Consider the following 20,748-nt stretch of genomic DNA (forward strand, 5'->3'; position numbering starts at 1 on the left):
GGGTGAACAATGGAAATTAATGAAAAACTGCTGCGCCAGATTATTGAGGACGTGCTGTCCGAAATGCAAGGGAGCGATAAGCCCGTCTCCTTTCGCGCTCCGGGTACGGCAGCCACACCGACGGCACCAGCAGGGGAAAGCTTCCTGACAGAGATTGGCGAAGCGAAGCAAGGCACTCAGCAGGATGAAGTGATCATTGCTGTCGGTCCGGCATTTGGCCTCTCTCAGACCGTCAACATTGTCGGTTTATCGCATAAAAGCATTTTGCGTGAAGTGATTGCGGGTATCGAAGAAGAAGGCATCAAAGCCCGCGTGATTCGCTGCTTTAAGTCATCCGATGTGGCATTCGTGGCCGTTGAGGGCAATCGCCTGAGTGGTTCCGGGATCTCTATCGGCATCCAGTCAAAAGGCACCACCGTGATTCACCAGCAAGGGTTGCCGCCGCTGTCGAACCTGGAGCTGTTCCCGCAGGCACCGCTGCTGACGCTGGCGACCTATCGTCAGATTGGTAAAAACGCCGCGCGTTATGCCAAGCGTGAGTCACCTCAACCGGTGCCAACGCTGAACGACCAGATGGCGCGCCCGAAATATCAGGCTAAGTCTGCCATTTTGCACATCAAAGAGACGAAGTACGTCGTGACGGGCAAAAACCCGCAGGAACTGCGCGTGGCGCTTTAATAAGGATCCCTTTATGAATACCGATGCAATTGAATCGATGGTTCGGGATGTGTTGAGCCGCATGAACAGCCTGCAGGGCGACGCACCTGCCCAGGCTGCACCTGCAAGCAGTTCAATGCATTCCGCAAAAGTCAGCGACTATCCGCTGGCGAATAAACATCCAGAGTGGGTGAAAACCGCCACCAACAAAACGCTGGATGAGTTCACCCTCGAAAACGTCCTGAGTAACAAAGTGACGGCGCAGGATATGCGTATCACACCGGAAACCCTGCGCATTCAGGCGGCGATCGCCAAAGATGCCGGACGTGACCGCCTGGCGATGAACTTTGAGCGCGCGGCTGAACTGACCGCTGTCCCTGATGACCGCATTCTCGAGATCTACAACGCCCTGCGTCCTTACCGCTCGACGAAAGAAGAGCTGATGGCGATCGCGGACGATCTTGAAAACCGTTATCAGGCAAAAATCTGCGCCGCTTTCGTCCGTGAAGCCGCAACGCTGTACGTCGAACGCAAGAAACTCAAAGGCGACGATTAAGGAGCGGTCATGAAATATATCGCTGGCATTGATATTGGCAACTCATCAACCGAAGTCGCGCTGGCGCGTCTTGATGAGACAGGCGCGCTCACCATTACGGGTAGCGCACTGGCAGAAACCACCGGAATTAAAGGCACATTGCGTAATGTGTTTGGTATTCAGGAGGCGCTTGCGCTTGCGGCAAACAATGCAGGCATCAAAGTCAGCGATATTTCGCTTATCCGCATCAATGAAGCCACACCGGTGATTGGGGACGTGGCGATGGAAACCATTACGGAAACCATCATCACCGAATCCACCATGATCGGTCATAACCCGAAAACGCCGGGGGGTGTTGGTCTTGGCGTAGGCATCACTATCACGCCGGAGGAGTTACTCACCCGACCGGCGGATACTCCTTTTATTCTGGTGGTGTCATCGGCATTTGATTTCGCAGACGTTGCCACCATGGTTAACGCTTCTGTTCGCGCCGGATACCAATTAGCAGGTGTGATTTTGCAGCAGGATGACGGCGTACTGGTCAGCAACCGACTGGAAAAACCGTTGCCCATTGTGGATGAAGTGCTGTACATCGACCGAATTCCCCTTGGCATGCTGGCAGCGATTGAGGTTGCTGTTCCCGGAAAGGTGATTGAAACACTGTCGAACCCGTACGGCATCGCTACGGTGTTTAACCTGAATGCGGAGGAGACGAAAAACATCGTCCCCATGGCTCGTGCTCTGATTGGCAACCGTTCAGCGGTGGTGGTGAAGACCCCCTCAGGCGATGTTAAAGCGCGTGCTATTCCCGCCGGAAATATCGAACTTCAGACGCTGGGCCGCACGCTGCGTGTAGACGTCGCCGCCGGGGCTGACGCAATTATGAAAGCGGTCGGTGAATGCCCGAAGCTGGATAACGTCACCGGTGAAGCCGGTACTAATATCGGCGGTATGCTGGAGCATGTTCGCCAGACCATGGCGGAACTGACCAACAAACCAAGCAACGAAATCTTTATTCAGGATCTACTGGCTGTCGACACGTCGGTGCCGGTCAGCGTCACAGGTGGACTGGCCGGCGAGTTTTCGCTGGAACAGGCCGTCGGCATTGCTTCAATGGTGAAGTCCGACCGTCTGCAAATGGCGATGATCGCCAGTGAGATCAAAGAAAAGCTCAACGTGGACGTTCAGGTGGGCGGCGCAGAAGCCGAAGCGGCCATTCTTGGTGCGCTCACCACACCGGGTACCACGCGCCCACTGGCAATTCTCGATTTGGGCGCGGGTTCTACCGACGCCTCCATTATCAACCCCAAAGGTGAAATCATCGCGACGCATCTTGCCGGAGCAGGCGATATGGTCACGATGATCATCGCCCGTGAACTGGGACTGGACGATCGCTATCTGGCGGAGGAGATCAAAAAGTATCCGCTAGCTAAGGTGGAGAGCCTGTTTCATCTGCGCCATGAGGACGGCAGCGTTCAGTTCTTCCCTACCCCGCTACCGCCAACCGTATTCGCCCGCGTCTGCGTGGTGAAACCGGACGAACTGGTTCCCCTGCCCGGCGATCTGGCCCTGGAAAAAGTACGCGCCATTCGACGTAGCGCCAAAGAGCGCGTGTTCGTCACTAACGCCTTGCGCGCACTGCGGCAGGTCAGCCCGACAGGCAATATTCGCGACATTCCCTTTGTCGTGCTGGTCGGCGGCTCGTCGCTGGACTTCGAAGTCCCGCAACTGGTGACTGACGCGCTGGCGCATTATCGCCTGGTGGCCGGACGCGGAAACATTCGCGGAACCGAAGGCCCACGTAACGCTGTCGCTACCGGTCTGATCCTCTCCTGGCAGAAGGAGTTTGCCCATGGACGGTAACGTGAATACCCCGGCCATTGTGATTTCGACAATCGGCGACTGCCTTTCCACCTGGAACGACGTCCTGCTTGGCATTGAAGAAGAAGGCATCCCGTTTGTCATTCAGCACCAAAGCGCCGGGGAAGTCGTTCAGAGCGCATGGCAGGCCGCACGCCAGTCACCGCTGCTCGTCGGCATTGCCTGTGACCAGCAAACGCTGGTCGTGCATTACAAGAATTTACCCACTTCAGCGCCGCTGTTCACGCTGACGTATCACCAAAACAGCCTTGACCGCCGGAGCACTGGAAATAACGCGGCAAGGTTAGTCAAAGGGATCCCTTTCCGGGATCTCAATGCTTAATCCACAGGAGAATCGCAGTATGAATAATGCACTGGGACTGGTTGAAACAAAAGGGTTGGTCGGCGCGATTGAAGCCGCAGATGCCATGGTGAAATCCGCCAACGTACAACTGGTCGGCTACGAGAAGATCGGCTCCGGCCTGGTAACCGTCATGGTTCGTGGTGACGTAGGTGCCGTTAAAGCAGCCGTGGATGCCGGTAGCGCCGCAGCAAGCGCCGTGGGCGAGGTGAAATCCTGCCACGTTATCCCACGTCCGCACAGCGACGTTGAGGCCATTTTACCGAAATCTGCCTGAGTACTGGCGAAAAGGAGCACAGCGTGAAGCAATCACTGGGATTACTCGAAGTTAGTGGACTGGCATTAGCCATTAGTTGTGCAGATGCTATGGCGAAAGCCGCTTCCATCACGCTGGTTGGCCTTGAAAAAACCAACGGTTCAGGCTGGACGGTGATCAAAGTGACCGGTGATGTGGCCTCAGTGCAGTCCGCCATCATCACCGGAGCTCACTTTGCCGAACAGCAAGATGGTCTGGTCGCTCACAAAGTGATTGCAAGACCTGGTGAGGGCATTCTTTCTCGTGCGACGGTTTCCACAACCGCGCCTGTGCCCGCCCCCATCGAAGAACCGAAAACTGAAGTCGTTGCAAAAGAGTCTGTCGCGGAAACAGCGCCTGTGGACGGGATCATTAGCTGCAATCTGTGTCTGGATCCAGCCTGTACCCGCCAGAAAGGCGAACCGCGCTCACTCTGCCTGCATTCAGCTTTGAAAGGTTAAGCGTATGGATAAACAACTACTGGAAACAACCGTCAGCAAAGTGCTGGATGAAATGCGGGAACGCCCTATTCCTTTGGGCGTTTCCAACCGTCATATCCACCTTAGCGCGGAAGACTATGCCCGTCTTTTTCCAGGCCAGCCAATTAGCGAGAAAAAAGGGCTTCTGCAACCTGGGCAGTATGCGGCTGAACAGACCGTAACGTTAGTCGGTCCTAAAGGTCAGCTTAAAAATGTCCGCCTGCTGGGGCCGTTACGCAGCGCCAGCCAGGTGGAAATTTCACGCACAGATGCGAGAACGCTGGGCATTAGCGCGCCGCTACGGATGTCAGGAAATCTTAAAGGTACCCCGGGTATCCGTCTGGTTAGCCCTTTTGCCGAGATCGAACTCGCTGCTGGCGTCATCGTCGCCCAACGCCACATTCATATGTCACCACTGGATGCGTTGATTCTACGCGTTGCGCATGGCGATAGCGTCTGCGTTGCCATTGAGGGGACGGAACGTCGGCTGATCTTCGATAACGTTGCGGTGCGCGTCTCTCCCGATATGCGTCTGGAAATGCATATTGATACCGACGAAGCCAATGCCGCAGTGGCTGACAGCCCTGACGCGTTTGCCACGCTGGTGACGCCGCAATGAACGGCGAACAGTTGCAGCGAATCGTCGCGGAGGTTGTTTCCCGCCTGCAGCGTCGTGCCGAAAGCACGATCACGCTAAGCGTCGCGCAACTGCGGGAGGCCTCTTCCCGCGCGCTGTTTTGTCAGCATTCCGCCCTGCATATTTTGCAGGCCGATCTGCCCCTGCTGGAGCAGATCGCCGAACACAACACAGTAGATGAAGCCGCCGTCATGATTCATCAAGCGCTGGCATTCGGGCTGCATGTGCAACTTTCGCTGCAGCGACGATTACTGCCCGCGGTGCCCGTAAAAAAACTGGCCCGGTTGCCGCTGGTGCTGCGTGACGAACAAGGTCAACGCGTCCTGCTGCACCCTGGTCGACTCGTCAGTTATGCCGATGTTGCCCCGTTGCCCGAGGGGCTGCTGGTGCTGCATCGCAAATGTGTCGTTACCGCGCTGGCTCGCGAGGCGGCGAGCTCACGCAATATTCAATTCATTAAGCAGGAGTGAACCATGCATCTGGCACGCGTAACAGGCGCGGTGGTATCCACGCAAAAATCGGCTTCTTTAGTCGGCAAAAAACTTCTGCTGGTACGCCGGGTCAGCGCCGACGGGGAGCTACCGGCATCGCCGACGGCGGGTGACGAAGTTGCCGTTGACTCCGTGGGGGCTGGCGTTGGCGAACTGGTACTCCTGAGCAGTGGTTCCAGCGCCAGACACGTTTTTTCCGGGCCCAATGAGGCCATTGATCTGGCGATTGTCGGCATTGTCGACACGCTTTCTCGCTAAGGGGGCGCAATGGCGATTTATACCCGTACGGGTGACGCAGGTTCAACCGCGCTTTTTACCGGGCAGCGCGTGAGTAAAACACATCCGCGTGTCGAAGCTTACGGCACGCTGGATGAGCTTAACGCTGCGCTTAGCCTGTGTATCTGCGCAATGCATAGCGAGCAACATCGCACTTTGCTGGAAGCTATTCAGCAGCAAATTTTCTGGTTCAGCGCAGAGCTTGCCAGCGAAAGCGAGCAGCCATCCGCATCGCAGCGCTATATCAGCACAGAAGAAATCGCCGCACTGGAAGCAGCAATTGACACCGCAATGGGACGCGTCGCGCCGTTGCGCAGCTTTATCTTACCCGGGCGTTGTGAGGCCGCTGCCCGCCTGCATTTTGCGCGAACGCTGGCTCGTCGGGCAGAACGTCGTCTGGTGGAGCTGGCCACTGATGTCACCATCAGGCACGTGCTGATGCGCTACATCAACCGCCTGTCGGATTGCTTATATGCGCTGGCGCGCGCGGAAGATCATGATGCTCACCAGAGCGCCATTATACGGGAAGTGACAAAGCGCTATCTGGCCGCGGGCCTCTCCCCTGCCGAAAAGGAATCCACAATGTCGCTCTCTTTTAGCGATCTTCATCAGTTGACCCGTTCTGCCGTTACGCGGGCACAAGAATTAAATATCCCGGTGGTCATCAGCATTGTTGATGCCAACGGTACAGAAACCGTCACCTGGCGCATGCCTGATGCACTGCTGGTGAGCAGCGAGCTGGCACCGAAAAAAGCCTGGACGGCTGTCGCCATGAAAACTGCCACGCATGAACTCGCCTCTGCGGTGCAGCCTGGCGCATCGCTGTACGGACTAGAAAGTCATATGCAAGGCAAAGTGGTCACGTTTGGCGGCGGCTATGCGCTGTGGCGTGACGGAAAACTTGTTGGGGGCCTTGGCATCAGCGGCGGCAGCGTTGAACAGGACATGGATATTGCACAGGTTGCGATTGCGGCTATTAACGTGAGAACACATCAATGAATACTTCAGAACTGGAAACCCTCATCCGCACCATTTTAACGGAACAAATGGTACCGACAAAAACGGAAATCAAAGGGAACGGTATCTTTCAGTCCGTTGGTGAAGCGGTTGATGCTGCACATCAGGCATTCTTGCGTTACCAGCAATCACCGCTGAAAACACGCAGCGCCATCATCAATGCGATTCGGGAAGAACTGACGCCACATCTTCCTGCGCTGGCCGCTGAAAGTGCAGCGGAAACCGGAATGGGTAACAAAGAGGATAAATTCCTTAAAAATAAAGCTGCTCTGGATAACACGCCGGGAATTGAAGACCTGACGACCACAGCGCTGACTGGCGACGGCGGCATGGTGTTGTTTGAGTACTCGCCGTTTGGCGTCATTGGCTCCGTTGCCCCCAGCACCAACCCGACGGAAACCATTATTAACAACAGCATCAGTATGCTGGCTGCGGGCAACAGCGTCTATTTCAGCCCGCATCCAGGCGCGAAGGCGGTTTCACTCAAGCTCATTGCCATGATTGAGGATATTGCGTTTCGCAGCTGTGGGATCCGCAATCTGGTGGTCACCGTTGGCGAGCCTACCTTTGAAGCCACTCAACAAATGATGGCACACCCGAAAATTGCGGTACTGGCTATCACCGGCGGCCCTGGCATTGTCGCGATGGGCATGAAAAGCGGTAAAAAAGTTATTGGCGCGGGTGCGGGTAATCCACCGTGCATCGTCGATGAAACTGCCGATATCGTGAAGGCGGCTGAAGATATTATCAACGGCGCGTCTTTTGACTACAACCTGCCCTGTATCGCAGAAAAAAGCGTGATCGTCGTTGAGTCGGTAGCGGAACAACTCATTCAGCAAATGCAAAGTTTTGGCGCTCTGCTGCTCAGCCCGGCAGACACTGAGAAGCTGCGCAGCGCGTGTCTGCCAGACGGAGTCGCTAATAAAAAACTGGTCGGCAAAAGCCCGGTGGCAATGCTTGAGGCTGCCGGCATCCCCGTTCCTGCGAAAGCGCCACGCCTGCTGATTGGCGTCGTGAGCGCAGAGGACAGTTGGGTCACCAGCGAACAGCTGATGCCAATGTTACCCATTGTGGCAGTCAGCGATTTCGACGCCGCATTATCACTGGCGCTGAAGGTGGAAGAAGGATTACACCATACCGCCATCATGCACTCGCAAAACGTATCACGCCTGAATCTTGCGGCGCGTACCTTGCAGACCTCTATTTTTGTGAAAAACGGTCCGTCCTATGCCGGGATTGGTGTCGGCGGTGAAGGATTTACCACCTTCACCATCGCCACGCCAACGGGGGAAGGCACAACGTCAGCGCGGACCTTTGCCCGTTCCCGCCGCTGTGTGCTGACGAACGGTTTCTCCATTCGCTAACGAGGTCGTGATGAAAACCTTTTCACTGCAAACCCGCTTATACAGTGGTCCCGGGAGCCTGAAGGTGCTTGGTCGCTTTTCGAACAAGCACATCTGGATAATTTGCGACGGCTTTTTGGCGCGATCGCCGCTGATTGACAGGCTGCGTGACGCGATACCTTCAGATAACCGCATTAGCGTTTTCAGCGAGATAACCCCTGATCCCACAATCGGTACCGTAGTTCAGGGGATATCACAAATGCACACTCTGAGGCCAGACGTGGTGATTGGCTTCGGCGGCGGTTCCGCGCTGGATGCCGCAAAAGCGATTGTCTGGTTTAGCCGCCAGTTTTCTATCGAAATAGAAACCTGTGTTGCCATTCCGACTACCAGCGGTACCGGCTCTGAGGTGACCAGCGCCTGCGTCATTAGCGATCCAGAGAAAGGCATTAAGTATCCGTTATTCAACAATGATCTCTATCCGGATATGGCCATTCTTGACCCCATGCTGGTGGTCAGCGTACCGCCCGCTATTACCGCTAATACCGGGATGGACGTGCTGACGCATGCGCTGGAAGCTTATGTTTCAACACGCGCCAGTGACTTTACCGACGCACTCGCGGAGAAAGCAGCGCAGATCGTTTTCCAGTATTTACCGGTTGCGGTACGCAAAGGCGATTGTCTGGCCACGCGAGGCAAAATGCATAATGCCTCAACCCTTGCGGGAATGGCCTTCAGCCAGGCAGGACTGGGGCTTAATCACGCCATTGCGCACCAGTTAGGCGGCCAGTTTCATCTGCCACACGGTCTGGCAAATGCGCTGCTGCTCACGGCGGTGATCCGCTTTAATGCTCACGACCCACGAGCTGCAAAACGCTATGCCCGATTTGCCAAAGCCTGCCATTTATGTGCAGACAGCGCTAACGATACGGCAAGTGTGAATGCGCTGGTGCAGCATATTGAGCAGCTCAAAAAAGCCTGTGAGCTCCCTTCGTTCACTGTTGCGCTGAAAGACGCCAGACAGAACTGGACACTACGTATCCCGGGTATGGTTCAGGCCGCCCTTGCTGACGTGACGCTGAAAACCAACCCAAGAACAGCGGATAGCAATGCCATTCAGGAACTGCTGGAGGAGTTGTTATGAATACCGCGCCGAAAGACGATTTGCATACCGTCGATGCGCTAACGATTGTCGAACGCGTGCGTACTGCGGGAATTGTTGGGGCTGGCGGCGCAGGTTTTCCCACCCATGTAAAACTGCAGGGGCAGGTGGAAATTTTCCTCGTTAACGCCGCAGAGTGTGAACCCATGCTGAAAGTCGATCAGCAACTGATGGCACGACAGGCCGCGCGCCTGGTTCGCGGTCTGCAGTATGCGATGAAGGCAACCGGAGCCCGTGAGGGGATTATCGCCCTCAAGGAAAAATATCATCCAGCCATCGCAGCCTTGACGCCGCTATTACCGCCAGCGGTCAGACTGCATATCCTGCCTGATGTCTATCCGGCCGGGGATGAGGTGCTCACGATCTGGATGGCGACAGGTCGCCGCGTTCCTCCCGCCGCGCTCCCTGTCAGCGTCGGCGTGGTAGTTAATAACGTGCAGACTGTGCTGAATATCGCTCGCGCTGTTGAACAGCAATATCCGGTCACGCGCCGAACGCTTACCGTAAACGGTGCAGTTGCTCATCCGCAGACCTTAACGGTTCCGATCGGCACATCGTTACGTGAAGTGTTAGAACTGGCTGGTGGCGCAACCGTGGACGAACCCGGATTTATCAACGGCGGCCCAATGATGGGCAGCCTGATCGCCTCTCTGGATACGCCGGTGACAAAAACGACCGGTGGTCTTTTGGTGCTGCCAACTTCCCACCCGCTAATTCAGCGTCGGATGCAGGATGAGCGCACGGTGCTTTCGGTAGCGCGAACCGTCTGCGAACAATGCCGTTTATGCACTGACCTTTGTCCCAGACACCTTATCGGACACGAACTCTCTCCCCACCTGCTGGTTCGTGCCGTCAATTTTCATCAGGCCGCCACGCCCCAACTGCTGCTCAGCGCGCTCACCTGCTCCGAGTGTAACGTCTGTGAAAGCGTGGCTTGTCCGGTCGGTATTTCGCCGATGCGCATTAACCGGATGCTTAAACGGGAGCTACGCGCTCAAAACCAGCGCTATGAAGGCGCGCTCAACCCGGCCGATGAGATGGCAAAATACCGACTGGTTCCGGTCAAACGGCTGATCGCCAAACTCGGGTTGACGCCGTGGTATCAAGAAGCGCCGCTGACTGAAAACGAACCGGTTGTTGAAAAAACGACGCTGCTGCTACGCCAGCATATTGGCGCCAGCGCGGTTCCCTGCGTTCAAAAAGGCGATCGCGTTGTGCGCGGCCAGTGCGTTGCCGACATTCCACAAGGTGCGCTCGGTGCGCCTGTTCACGCCAGCATTGACGGCACTGTCTGTGACATTACAGAGAGCGCTATCACCGTTGTAAGAGGATAACCATGTCTCAGGCCATAGGTATTTTAGAACTCACCAGCATTGCTAAGGGAATGGAAACGGGCGATGCCATGCTGAAAAGCGCCAATGTGGATCTGCTGGTCAGTAAAACCCTCTGCCCAGGGAAATTTCTGCTCATGCTGGGCGGCGACGTTGGCGCGGTACAGCAGGCCATAGCAACCGGAAGCTCGCTCGCCGGAGAGATGCTCGTCGACAGTCTGGTATTGCCAAATATTCATGCCAGCGTACTCCCCGCGATCGGTGGTCTGAACAGCGTAGAACAGCGTCAGGCCGTGGGGATTGTGGAAACCTGGAGCGTAGCAGCCTGTATCAGCGCTGCTGACCGGGCGATTAAGGCCTCTAACGTAACGCTGGTACGCGTTCATATGGCGTTCGGTATTGGCGGTAAATGTTACATGGTGGTCGCAGGCGACGTCTCTGACGTCAACAATGCGGTCACGGTCGCCAGTGAAAGTGCGGGTGAAAAAGGTCTGCTGGTATATCGCTCAGTGATCCCACGTCCGCACGAAGCGATGTGGCGACAGATGGTGGAGGGATGATGGAAAGACAACCGACAACGGATCGAATGATCCAGGAGTACGTGCCGGGTAAACAGGTCACTCTGGCGCATTTGATCGCAAACCCGGGTAAAGATTTGTTTAAAAAACTCGGGTTGCAGGACAGCGTTTCAGCGATTGGCATTCTGACCATCACCCCGAGTGAAGCCTCCATTATCGCCTGTGATATTGCCACGAAATCCGGAGCAGTTGAGATCGGCTTTCTCGACCGCTTTACCGGTGCGGTGGTCTTAACCGGCGATGTGTCAGCGGTGGAATACGCCCTGAAGCAGGTTACGCGGACGCTGGGTGAAATGATGCGCTTTACGGCCTGCCCCATCACCCGGACATAACGCCATGAAACGCATGATGCTAATCGGCCCCAGCCAGTGCGGTAAAACGTCATTGACGCAATGTCTGCGCGGCGAGTCCCTCCAGTATCAGAAAACCCAGGCCATTGTCTGGACGGCTGAAGCCATCGACACGCCCGGGGAGTATCTGGAAAACCGCTGTTTGTACAGCGCGCTGCTGGCAAGCGCCTGTGAGGCGAACATTATCGCGCTGGTGCTCAACAGCAATGCGGAGTGGTCGCCCTTCTCACCTGGCTTTACCGTGCCGATGAACAGACCAACCATTGGCATCATCACCAAATCGGATTTAGCGACTCCGCAGCAGATTGCGCGTGTCACCTGTTGGTTGGACATGTCCGGGGCACAGCGCGTATTTGTGACCAGCGCCGTGGACAATAGCGGACTCGCTGAACTTTTTGCCTTTTTAAATCAAAAGGAATCTTCATGCCTTACAAAATAATGGCGATCAATGCGGGAAGCTCATCGCTAAAATTTCAGTTGTTAGATATGCCGCAGGGTAGCCTGCTGTGTCAGGGCTTGATTGAACGTATCGGTTTGCCGGATGCCCGAATTACGCTTAAATCGTCAGAGCAAAAATGGCAGCAAACCACGCCGGTTGCCGATCATCGGGAGGCCGTGACTCTGCTTCTCGAAATGCTGATCGGTTACGGCATTATTGCCAGCCTGCAGGATATTGACGGCGTGGGTCATCGTGTGGCGCACGGTGGAGAATTGTTTAAAGATTCCGTGCGGGTTACAGAGGATTCCCTCGCAGAGATTGCCCGCCTGGCTGAACTTGCTCCGCTGCACAATCCGGTCAACCTGCTGGGCATTACCGTGTTTCGTCAACTGCTGCCCGAGGTACCTGCCGTCGCGGTGTTTGATACCGCGTTTCACCAAACGCTGGATGAACCGGCTTATATCTATCCGCTTCCGTGGCGCTATTACGAAGAGTTTGGCATCCGCCGCTATGGTTTTCACGGTACCAGCCACAAATATGTTAGCGCTGCGTTAGCTGAGAAACTCGGTGTTCCGTTAAGTGCGCTACGCGTTGTGTGCTGCCATCTCGGCAACGGCAGCAGCGTTTGCGCCATCAAAGGCGGTAAATCGGTAAATACCTCCATGGGATTCACTCCACAGTCAGGCGTGATGATGGGTACGCGCAGTGGTGATATAGACCCGTCGATTTTGCCCTGGATCGCCCAACGAGTAGACAAAACGCCGCAGCAGCTTAATCAGTTGCTAAATAATGAGTCCGGGCTGCTGGGCGTTTCCGGTATATCGCATGATTACCGGGATGTTGAGCAAGCTGCAGATGCCGGTAACGCGCGTGCTGCGCTCGCGCTGACGCTTTTTGCTGAACGCATTCGGGCGACGATCGGCAGCTATATTATGCAGATGGGTGGGCTGGATGCACTGGTATTTACTGGCGGCATTGGCGAGAATTCTGCCCGTGCGCGGGCTGCGATTTGCCATAATTTGCACTTCCTCGGTCTGAACCTTGATGAAGAGAAAAACCAGCGTAATGCCACCTTTATTCAGGGTGAAAATGCGATGGTCAAAGTGGCCGTGATCAACACCAACGAAGAGCTGATGATCGCCCAGGACGTGATGCGAATTGCCCTCGCAAACGAGGAATCACTGGCCGTTTCTGCCTGAATCGCTGTGGGCATATTGCGGTAAATCATGGTAATAGCGCAATTGCCGTGACAGTATGCGCCAGTGATTGCTGACCAGAAAGGTGGATACATGGCTGTTGCGCAATGCCCCGCATCGTGCGGCGAACTCATTCAGGGCTGGATTATGGGCAGCGAAAAGTTGGTTTCCTGCCCCGTTGACTGGTACAGCACGGTTGAAGTGAGTGCCGGCCCTCCGCGGGTGAATGAACGCCCTCTCTCTCGAGCCATGGTGAATCGACTTCTTGCCCACTGGGGTTATCCTGCTCATCTGAGCCAGGGCATTCGTATTGATATCCACTCCACTATTCCGGTCGCCAAAGGGATGGCAAGCAGTACAGCCGATATTGCCGCAACAGCCGTAGCAACCGCGCAGCATCTGGGGCACGATCTCAATGAATCGACCCTGGCCCAGCTTTGCGTGTCGCTGGAGCCCACTGACAGCACCGTATTTCGCCAACTCACTCTGTTTGATCACAACGATGCGTCAACGCAAGTGGCCTGCGGAACACAGCCAGAGCTTGACCTGCTGGTACTGGAAAGCCCGCAAACCTTACGCACAGCGGATTATCATCGCATTCCCAGACAGGCAGGATTAGATGCCGGGGCACCTGCGCTTAAGCGAGCCTGGGAAAAGGTTCAGGAGGCTTGTGCTGAACGTAACCCCTGGCGCCTGGGAGAAGCAGCCACGCTCAGTGCTATCGCCAGCCAGACACTGTTACCTAAGCCCGAGTTCGATTCTTTGTTATCCCTGGTGGAGGAATGCTGTCTGTACGGTGTGAATGTCGCGCACAGCGGTAGCGTTGTAGGGCTTATGCTGGACAGAAAGCAGCATGATGTTGATTACATTACCTGGAGGCTGGAGGAGAAAAAGTTGACGGCGCATTGGCCAGTACAGCATTTATTGCGGATGGTTGCGGGCGGTGTCGAGCGGCAGTAAGGGACAAAAATGCCCCTTACTGAGATGAAAAATTACTCTGCTTTCGCATCGCCGTTTTTCATTTCGCCCATCGCTTTCAGTTTTTTAGAGATATCGCGACGTTCTTTAGAAATTTCAGCATTTTTGATGATGTAGTCATCAACGCGATCTTCATAGTCGCTTTTCATGCTGGCAATGATGCCCTGAATAGCTTCTACGCTCATTCCCGGCTTGATGTAATCGCTCAGGTTGTCCAGCAGCAGAACGCGTTTCTGGTTATCACGGATCTTTTTCTCAACGTCCTGAATTTCACGTTGTAGCTTGTTTTTACGACGAAACAGACGGACAAATTCCAGCACGTCCTGGAAAGAAGGTTTGGTAGTTTCCATTTTTACTCCCCTGATAATGTGAGATTCGGATTCGTTTAAACTATAGGGCTTACATTACTTTTCACAGTCACAAATAACAATCACTTCATCCCTGTGACTATCATACCCTCATTCCTTGCTGAATCGAAGCAGCAGCCGCGCTAACACCCGTAATAGTTGATTATTTGCGAAGCGCCCGGCAGATGAGATGCGATAACAGCTCCAGTTGGCGGGCGGTTTCCAGACTGAGCCAGACGTAACCGTGAATCGGCGTTTCCGTGACGTTACTCGCGTCTTGCTCACGTATTAGCGCACGCAGTTCATTGACAGTGTCATTCAGCTTTTCTGTATTGGCGAGAACCGGCTGCGGGTTCCCCTCGAAAAGTGCGTGTGTAATGGTCAATAACGCCTCTTGGGTCATTTGCTGCGTTTCACGCAACGATTGCGCATTGAGCATGACAAAGTGACTGGCGCGCGTCGCCCAGAGGGCATTAATTTGCAGCTCAAGCATACAAACCAGGTTCCGGTTAACGGTCTGGATCGCTTCAAAAATGCCTTTCGGGATATGTGTTTCTTTGCTTGCAGGTGCAATAAGTGCGCGCATCTTTACTACATCGCTTAACAGCTGGTGCAGATATTTGTCCAGATGGGGTTTTTCCAGTAAATTCGGCGACAGCGCGGCCTGATAGACACGGTTATACGCGGTGACACATTGCGCCAGTTGAATACGCCAGTGGATAAACGCACGTTGCGGCCAGATTCCGGTAAATAGCATGGCGAGCAGTGAGCCGATAATCACATCCCCGGCCCGCCACAGTGCTGTGTTCATGTCCCCCGCGGGTGCCCCAACAACCACGGCCAGCGTAACGCCAAGCAACAGTGCCTGATACGGTTTTTTGCCCAACGCGAGCCAGCCACAGAGGTACATTGCAGCAGCACACCAGATTAACATCAACGGTAAAGAAAATAGCTCCAGCCAAAGCGCCACCAACCCAAGTACGGAACCGAGTATAGTGCCGCCTATTCGCTCCAGGGCGCGAGACATCACGTTTCCCCAAAACGAGATGGGGCCCATGATCACCACCAGCGTTATCAAGGGCCACGTCCCTTCCGGAATAGAAAGCAAGCGAACGAGCAAAAAGGTCAGAATAAACGCCAGCGCAATGCGAATGCCATGCACAATACGGTAATGGCGATACAGGCGGATTTCGAATGGGGTCAGTGATTTGTCGGCACGCACTCCGGCACTCCGTCACAAAATGACAAAAATGGATTGTACCCGCTTTTACACTGAAAAAATTCACCGTAGCGGACAGGACTTCTCACTAAGCGTAGCCTCTCAGTGCCAGTCCGCCTGGTTTATAGCTTACTTCGTTACTGGACGTACCGGTACACACATCTCAATATCCCAGTACCCGTCTTTTGCGCCATCATTCAGGTAGACTTCGTAGCAGGGCTTACAGGCCATCTCCCAGTCTTTGTCCTTCATCAGGACATTGAAAAACTGATACCACGGGGTCGAAAAATCATAATTTTCAACGCGTGCCACTGCCGTTGCACACTGCCCGCCTTCAATTTCAGTCAGGATGACGCCTTCGCTGTTTTCCGGGATCTTAAAATCAGCCGGAACTGTCACAACCGTACCACAGCGCAGTTTTTCTGCAGGAACTTCTTCTGGATTATCGTAATAAACCGCGATCCATTCATGCGTGACAACTTGCTTATTGTCTACCCACAGCATGAGTTGCTCAAAACCCTGCTTAACTTTCTGCTCCCAGGGACCCACCAGATGGAAACCGGCAACGGTGCGCTTGTCGGTAAGTTTGATCTCGTAATTCATATAGCCTCCGTTATTACACTGTATTTATATACAGTGTAATAACGCTACATAACAGTCACAAGAAAATTGTGACTATTATGTGAGCAGAACCAAAATCCTGCCATCCTCCTGCCAGTTATCGCTACACTTTATGGTGGAAAAAGTCGCTGAGACGCGAGAATACACCACCTTTCCCCACCGCTTCGAGGGTAACCAATGGCCAGTGAGCAACGAGCTTATCGCGGTCGTAGAGTTCTATTTCCCCAACCCGCTGATTTGCTGCAATTGGCGCGTCCAACCCCTGCTTATCCAATACATATTTCGCTTTGATATTAGCAACTTCTGCTTTAGGCAGTGCCATCCAGAAATCCTGGCCGGTGCCGAGTGCAATTTTCTCTTTGTCACCGAACCAGATACGCTCCGTACCCACCTGTTTCCCACGACGCAGAATCTGCACCGTATCGAAATTTTGTTGTCCCCAATGCAGTAGCTTCCGTGCCTGCTCTTCGCGTCCCTTTGGGCTGTTTGCCCCCATCACCACAGCGATAAGACGACGCTGACCGTCCACTGCTGAGGCAATCAGGTTAAAGCCCGCGCCAGATGTATGCCCGGTTTTCAGGCCATCCACATTCAAGGTTTTATCCCACAGCAAGCCATTACGGTTATGCTGGGTGATCCCGTTCCAGGTGAGACTTTTCTCGCTGTACATGTGATAGAACTCAGGCTCACCATGAATAATGGCGCGTGAAAGCACTGCCAGGTCATAAGCAGAACTGTGCTGTCCTGGGGCATCCAGACCGTGAACCGTCTCAAAATGCGTGTCCTGTAAATTGAGCGTCTTAACATAGTGGTTCATCATGCCGACAAACTGAGGTTGACCACCGGCAATATAGTCCGCCAGCGCCACGCAGGCATCGTTGCCCGAATCGACGATCAGCCCCCGGCTTAAATCGCGCACCGAAACGCGGTCACCTTGCTTAAGAAACATCAGTGAGGATCCGACAAAGACAGGGTTGTCTTTTGCCCAGGCATCGCGCCCCACCGTCACGATGTCATCCGGCGAGATACGATGACTGTCAATCGCCCGATCAACGACATAGCCAGTCATAAGCTTCGTCAGACTTGCCGGGTTACGCTGCTGATGTTCATTTCCGGCGGTCAGGATCTGCCCCGTCGTGTAGTCCATAAGCACCCACGAGCCGGCTTCGATGTCGGGAGAAGAAGGCGCGAAGCTTACGGTTGTGGCAGAGAATGCAGGGGAAATATATACAGCGAGTAAAGAAGCAGCAATAAACAGACGGCGTTTCAACAGCATATCCTCGGACGTTTCAAAAGAGCCGTCCTTTTTACGGAAATTCTGATAAACAAGCAGGGATTAATTGCAAGGAAATGTGACGTGATTGAGTTACTTAGGGCTCCACCCAGGCTTCCTAAATCATAATCTGCGGGTTTATTCACTTCTCTAAGCCCACTGTGCTGATAACCATGTTGAACTTTGGTACTCTGTGTCATCAGGCCGCGCACAAAACAGAAGTCAGGGAATCAATTTAATTTATGAATGACGGCAAGCAGCATCCCACCTTTCTCTTCCACGATTACGAAACCTTCGGCACTCATCCGGCGCTCGACAGACCTGCGCAGTTTGCTGCCATCCGAACCGACAGCGATTTCAACATCACTGGCGAACCGGAAGTGTTTTACTGCAAACCTGCGGACGACTATCTCCCGCAACCGGGAGCCGTAATGGTCACCGGCATCACCCCACAGGAAGCACGAGAGAAAGGTGAAAACGAAGCGGCGTTTGCCGCGCGCATCCATGCGCTGTTTACCGTCCCGAAGACCTGCATCATCGGTTATAACAACGTGCGTTTCGACGATGAAGTGACGCGTAACCTGTTGTACCGTAATTTCTACGATCCTTACGCCTGGAGCTGGCAGCATGACAATTCGCGCTGGGATCTGCTGGACGTGATGCGCGCCTGCTACGCGTTGCGACCGGAAGGCATCAACTGGCCGGAAAATGACGACGGATTACCCAGTTTTCGCCTTGAGCACCTGACTAAAGCCAACGGGATTGAACACAGCAACGCTCACGATGCCATGGCAGATGTCTATGCCACCATTGCGATGGCGCAGTTGGTCAAGTCACGGCAGCCGCGTCTTTTTGACTATCTCTTCAGCCACCGTAACAAGCATAAGCTGGCGGCGCTGATCGACGTACCGCAGATGAAGCCGCTGGTGCATATCTCCGGCATGTTTGGTGCATGGCGTGGCAATACCAGTTGGGTTGCGCCGCTGGCCTGGCATCCGGAGAATCGTAACGCGGTCATTATGGTAGACCTTGCCGGTGACATCTCCCCCCTACTCGAACTTGATAGCGACACGCTGCGCCAGCGCCTCTATACCGCCAAAGCTGACCTTGGCGATAACGCAGCGGTACCGGTGAAACTGGTGCATATCAATAAATGCCCGGTACTGGCACCGGGGAATACCCTGCGTCCGGAAGATGCCGAGCGGCTGGGGATCAATCGCCAGCAGTGCCTTGATAATCTGAAAGTTCTGCGTGCAAACCCGCAGGTTCGCGACAAAGTCGTCGCTATATTTGCAGAGGCGGAGCCGTTTACGCCGTCGGATAATGTGGACGCCCAGCTCTATAACGGCTTTTTCAGCGACGCGGACCGCGCGGCGATGAAAATTATTCTTGAAACGACGCCGCAGAATCTGCCAGCACTGGATATCACGTTTGCCGATCCGCGTATCGAAAAGCTGTTATTCAACTATCGGGCGCGTAACTTCCCGGGAACGTTGGATGAGGCGGAACAACAGCGCTGGCTTGAACACCGTCGTCAGGTCTTTACCCCAGAGTATTTGCAACGCTACGCCGAAGAACTTGAACAACTTTATAACGAGTATCAAGGGGATGCGGAGAAGCAGGCATTGCTAAAAGCCCTGTTCCAGTACGCGCAAGAGATAGTCTGAATGTGAGATATAAAAAAACCGGAGGCGATGGTCTCCGGTTTTTTTTGCCCGATGGCGCTTCGCTTACGCGAGCCTACGGGTTTGTCGTTTTTAGGCCGGGTAAGCGTTAGTGCCCCCCGGCAAGTCATTACGCGACGTCTTCGTACTGTGGCACCGGGTTGCGGAAGCTTTTGGTTACGCAAGCCAGATAGACCAGACCGATACCTGCCCAGATCAGACCCAGGACCATTGAGCTCTCTTCCAGGTTGATCCACAGTGCGCCTACCGTCAGCGCGCCACATACCGGCAGAATCAGGTAATTGAAGTGGTCTTTCAGCGTCTTGTTACGTTTTTCGCGGATCCAGAACTGTGAAATAACAGACAGGTTCACGAAGGTAAACGCCACCAGCGCACCGAAGTTGATTAGCGCAGTCGCTGTCACCAGGTCAAAGTTGATCGCCAGCAGAGCAATAGCGCCAACCAACAGCACGTTCCATGCCGGAGTACGCCATTTCGGATGAATGTAACCGAAGAAGCGCGTCGGGAAAACGCCGTCACGGCCCATGACGTACATCAGACGAGAAACGCCTGCATGGGCGGCCATACCGGATGCCAGTACGGTCACGCTGGAGAAAATCAGCACGCCCCACTGGAAGGTTTTACCCGCAACGTACAGCATGATTTCAGGCTGCGACGCATCCGGCTCTTTAAAACGCGAGATATCCGGGAAATACAGCTGCAGGAAGTACGACGCCCCGATAAAGATCAACCCACCAATCAGTGCGGTCAGGAAGATCGCTTTCGGAATCACGCGCTCTGCGTCTTTGGTTTCTTCAGACAGAGAAGAAATACCGTCGAAGCCGAGGAATGAGAAGCACAAAATGGTCGCACCGGTGATCATCGGTACAACATGAGCGCCTTCAGACCAGAACGGACGAGAGCTAACCAGTGTACCAGCGCCTTCACCGTGCGAAACGCCGTAAATGATCAGACCCACAATCACCGCAACAATCCCCATCTGCAGAATAACAATCAGGGTGTTGAAGTTCGCCACGGTCTTGATGCTGCGCAGGTTAGAGATGGTCATAAAGGCCACCAGCGCCACAACAAAGATCCACGACGGCACGGACGGTACCAGGGCTTCAAAGTAAATTTTTGCCAGCAGGATGTTGATCATCGGCATGAACAGATAGTCCAGCAGAGATGACCAGCCCACCATAAAGCCAACTGTCGGGCTAATGGATTTCTGAGCATAGGTATACGCAGAGCCAGCGGACGGGAAACGACGTACCAGTTTACCGTAGCTCAGCGCAGTAAAAAGAATAGCGACCAGTGCAAAGGCATAAGCCGTTGCAACGTGACCATCAGTAAGACCTGACACGATACCAAACGTATCGAACAGCGTCATCGGCTGCATATAGGCCAGGCCCATCATGACAACCGGAATCAACGTAAGCGTTTTACGTAATTCCACGCGAGAGGTTTTTGGAGTAACGTTATGCGACATGGTCATTCCCCTTTACGGCGAACACCGTCGCGTAAGCAAAAAATTGCCCCATTTTCAGGATTCCTCAGCGACAACAACTGTCGGTTTTTGGTAAATATCTATCCGGTACGAAGCCCGGCCTCTTTGTATGAATGATCGGTTTGATGCAAA

Annotated in this window: 25 protein-coding genes; 19 read left to right on the forward strand and 6 right to left on the reverse strand. The window is 54.2% G+C overall.

Annotation, left to right across the window (positions count from 1 at the left end):
- Positions 1-9: 9 nt before the first annotated feature.
- The 18 genes from pduD to HVY19_RS12545 all read left to right on the forward strand — a co-directional run bounded on the left by pduD (position 10) and on the right by HVY19_RS12545 (position 13,967).
- Positions 10-678, forward strand: coding sequence for a propanediol dehydratase medium subunit PduD (pduD, locus tag HVY19_RS12460; protein ID WP_181680895.1), 669 nt, complete (start codon positions 10-12; stop codon positions 676-678).
- Between the two features lie 13 nt (positions 679-691).
- Entirely contained in the window at positions 692-1,213 is a 522-nt protein-coding gene (pduE, locus tag HVY19_RS12465; protein WP_181680896.1) for a propanediol dehydratase small subunit PduE, read from the forward strand.
- Positions 1,214-1,222: 9 nt separating this feature from the next.
- The gene (locus tag HVY19_RS12470; RefSeq protein ID WP_181680897.1) at positions 1,223-3,055 is read left to right on the forward strand and encodes a diol dehydratase reactivase subunit alpha; all 1,833 of its coding nucleotides are present in this window, start codon (positions 1,223-1,225) and stop codon (positions 3,053-3,055) included.
- Positions 3,045-3,395 carry a glycerol dehydratase reactivase beta/small subunit family protein gene (locus HVY19_RS12475; RefSeq protein WP_181680898.1) on the forward strand — a complete coding sequence of 117 codons (351 nt, stop codon included), beginning with the start codon at positions 3,045-3,047 and terminating at the stop codon, positions 3,393-3,395. The genes HVY19_RS12470 and HVY19_RS12475 overlap by 11 nt, the downstream gene beginning before the upstream one ends.
- A 19-nt stretch (positions 3,396-3,414) precedes the next feature.
- Positions 3,415-3,690: a propanediol utilization microcompartment protein PduJ gene (pduJ, locus tag HVY19_RS12480; protein ID WP_004853788.1), complete on the forward strand. Its 276-nt coding sequence runs from the start codon at positions 3,415-3,417 to the stop codon at positions 3,688-3,690.
- Between the two features lie 23 nt (positions 3,691-3,713).
- Positions 3,714-4,169: a BMC domain-containing protein gene (locus HVY19_RS12485; RefSeq protein ID WP_181680899.1), complete on the forward strand. Its 456-nt coding sequence runs from the start codon at positions 3,714-3,716 to the stop codon at positions 4,167-4,169.
- Positions 4,170-4,173: 4 nt separating this feature from the next.
- Positions 4,174-4,806 carry a phosphate propanoyltransferase gene (locus HVY19_RS12490; RefSeq protein WP_181680900.1) on the forward strand — a complete coding sequence of 211 codons (633 nt, stop codon included), beginning with the start codon at positions 4,174-4,176 and terminating at the stop codon, positions 4,804-4,806.
- Complete coding sequence (gene pduM / locus HVY19_RS12495) at positions 4,803-5,294, forward strand: microcompartment protein PduM (protein WP_181680901.1); 492 nt, start codon at positions 4,803-4,805, stop codon at positions 5,292-5,294. Before HVY19_RS12490 ends, pduM begins: the two co-directional genes overlap by 4 nt.
- 3 nt (positions 5,295-5,297) lie before the next feature.
- On the forward strand, positions 5,298-5,573 hold the full coding sequence (gene pduN / locus HVY19_RS12500; protein WP_181680902.1) for a propanediol utilization microcompartment protein PduN: 276 nt from the start codon (positions 5,298-5,300) through the stop codon (positions 5,571-5,573).
- A 9-nt stretch (positions 5,574-5,582) separates the two neighbouring features.
- Positions 5,583-6,590 (forward strand): two-domain cob(I)yrinic acid a,c-diamide adenosyltransferase PduO, encoded by a 1,008-nt coding sequence (gene pduO, locus HVY19_RS12505; RefSeq protein ID WP_181680903.1) that lies wholly within the window; start codon positions 5,583-5,585, stop codon positions 6,588-6,590.
- Entirely contained in the window at positions 6,587-7,972 is a 1,386-nt protein-coding gene (pduP, locus tag HVY19_RS12510) for a CoA-acylating propionaldehyde dehydrogenase PduP (RefSeq protein ID WP_181680904.1), read from the forward strand. Before pduO ends, pduP begins: the two co-directional genes overlap by 4 nt.
- Before the next feature lie 10 nt (positions 7,973-7,982).
- Positions 7,983-9,095: a 1-propanol dehydrogenase PduQ gene (locus HVY19_RS12515; protein WP_181680905.1), complete on the forward strand. Its 1,113-nt coding sequence runs from the start codon at positions 7,983-7,985 to the stop codon at positions 9,093-9,095.
- A complete protein-coding gene (locus tag HVY19_RS12520; RefSeq protein ID WP_181680906.1) occupies positions 9,092-10,447 on the forward strand; it encodes a 4Fe-4S dicluster domain-containing protein in 1,356 nt (451 codons plus the stop codon). Before HVY19_RS12515 ends, HVY19_RS12520 begins: the two co-directional genes overlap by 4 nt.
- A gap of 2 nt (positions 10,448-10,449) precedes the next feature.
- Entirely contained in the window at positions 10,450-11,004 is a 555-nt protein-coding gene (gene pduT, locus HVY19_RS12525; protein WP_181680907.1) for a propanediol utilization microcompartment protein PduT, read from the forward strand.
- A complete protein-coding gene (gene pduU / locus HVY19_RS12530; RefSeq protein WP_032939586.1) occupies positions 11,004-11,354 on the forward strand; it encodes a propanediol utilization microcompartment protein PduU in 351 nt (116 codons plus the stop codon). Before pduT ends, pduU begins: the two co-directional genes overlap by 1 nt.
- Before the next feature lie 4 nt (positions 11,355-11,358).
- Positions 11,359-11,811 (forward strand): propanediol utilization protein PduV, encoded by a 453-nt coding sequence (gene pduV / locus HVY19_RS12535; protein WP_181680908.1) that lies wholly within the window; start codon positions 11,359-11,361, stop codon positions 11,809-11,811.
- Positions 11,796-13,010 carry an acetate/propionate family kinase gene (locus HVY19_RS12540; protein ID WP_181680909.1) on the forward strand — a complete coding sequence of 405 codons (1,215 nt, stop codon included), beginning with the start codon at positions 11,796-11,798 and terminating at the stop codon, positions 13,008-13,010. The genes pduV and HVY19_RS12540 overlap by 16 nt, the downstream gene beginning before the upstream one ends.
- A 90-nt stretch (positions 13,011-13,100) precedes the next feature.
- Complete coding sequence (locus tag HVY19_RS12545; RefSeq protein ID WP_181680910.1) at positions 13,101-13,967, forward strand: L-threonine kinase; 867 nt, start codon at positions 13,101-13,103, stop codon at positions 13,965-13,967.
- Positions 13,968-13,999: 32 nt separating this feature from the next.
- On the opposite strand, the gene HVY19_RS12550 is transcribed toward HVY19_RS12545, so the two are convergent.
- From HVY19_RS12550 to dacD, 4 genes are all read right to left on the reverse strand, one after another.
- Complete coding sequence (locus tag HVY19_RS12550; RefSeq protein ID WP_042318175.1) at positions 14,000-14,335, reverse strand: DUF496 family protein; 336 nt, start codon at positions 14,333-14,335, stop codon at positions 14,000-14,002.
- A gap of 160 nt (positions 14,336-14,495) precedes the next feature.
- Positions 14,496-15,554, reverse strand: coding sequence for an FUSC family protein (locus HVY19_RS12555; protein WP_181680911.1), 1,059 nt, complete (start codon positions 15,552-15,554; stop codon positions 14,496-14,498).
- Between the two features lie 126 nt (positions 15,555-15,680).
- A complete protein-coding gene (gene sbmC / locus HVY19_RS12560; protein WP_181680912.1) occupies positions 15,681-16,154 on the reverse strand; it encodes a DNA gyrase inhibitor SbmC in 474 nt (157 codons plus the stop codon).
- Positions 16,155-16,275: 121 nt separating this feature from the next.
- Positions 16,276-17,448: a serine-type D-Ala-D-Ala carboxypeptidase DacD gene (dacD, locus tag HVY19_RS12565; protein WP_181680913.1), complete on the reverse strand. Its 1,173-nt coding sequence runs from the start codon at positions 17,446-17,448 to the stop codon at positions 16,276-16,278.
- Between the two features lie 239 nt (positions 17,449-17,687).
- On the opposite strand from dacD, the gene sbcB reads away from it, so the two are divergent.
- Entirely contained in the window at positions 17,688-19,112 is a 1,425-nt protein-coding gene (gene sbcB / locus HVY19_RS12570; RefSeq protein WP_181680914.1) for an exodeoxyribonuclease I, read from the forward strand.
- 127 nt (positions 19,113-19,239) lie between these two features.
- Here sbcB and HVY19_RS12575 read toward each other — a convergent pair whose 3' ends face one another.
- Both HVY19_RS12575 and yoeI read right to left on the reverse strand, forming a co-directional pair.
- Entirely contained in the window at positions 19,240-20,598 is a 1,359-nt protein-coding gene (locus tag HVY19_RS12575) for an APC family permease (RefSeq protein ID WP_181680915.1), read from the reverse strand.
- Positions 20,588-20,650, reverse strand: a complete 63-nt coding sequence (yoeI, locus tag HVY19_RS12580) for a membrane protein YoeI (protein ID WP_181684280.1) — start codon at positions 20,648-20,650, stop codon at positions 20,588-20,590. The genes HVY19_RS12575 and yoeI overlap by 11 nt, the downstream gene beginning before the upstream one ends.
- Positions 20,651-20,748: the final 98 nt, after the last annotated feature.

Source organism: Citrobacter sp. RHB25-C09 (genome assembly GCF_013836145.1).
In the GTDB taxonomy this organism is placed as follows: Bacteria; Pseudomonadota; Gammaproteobacteria; order Enterobacterales; family Enterobacteriaceae; genus Citrobacter_A.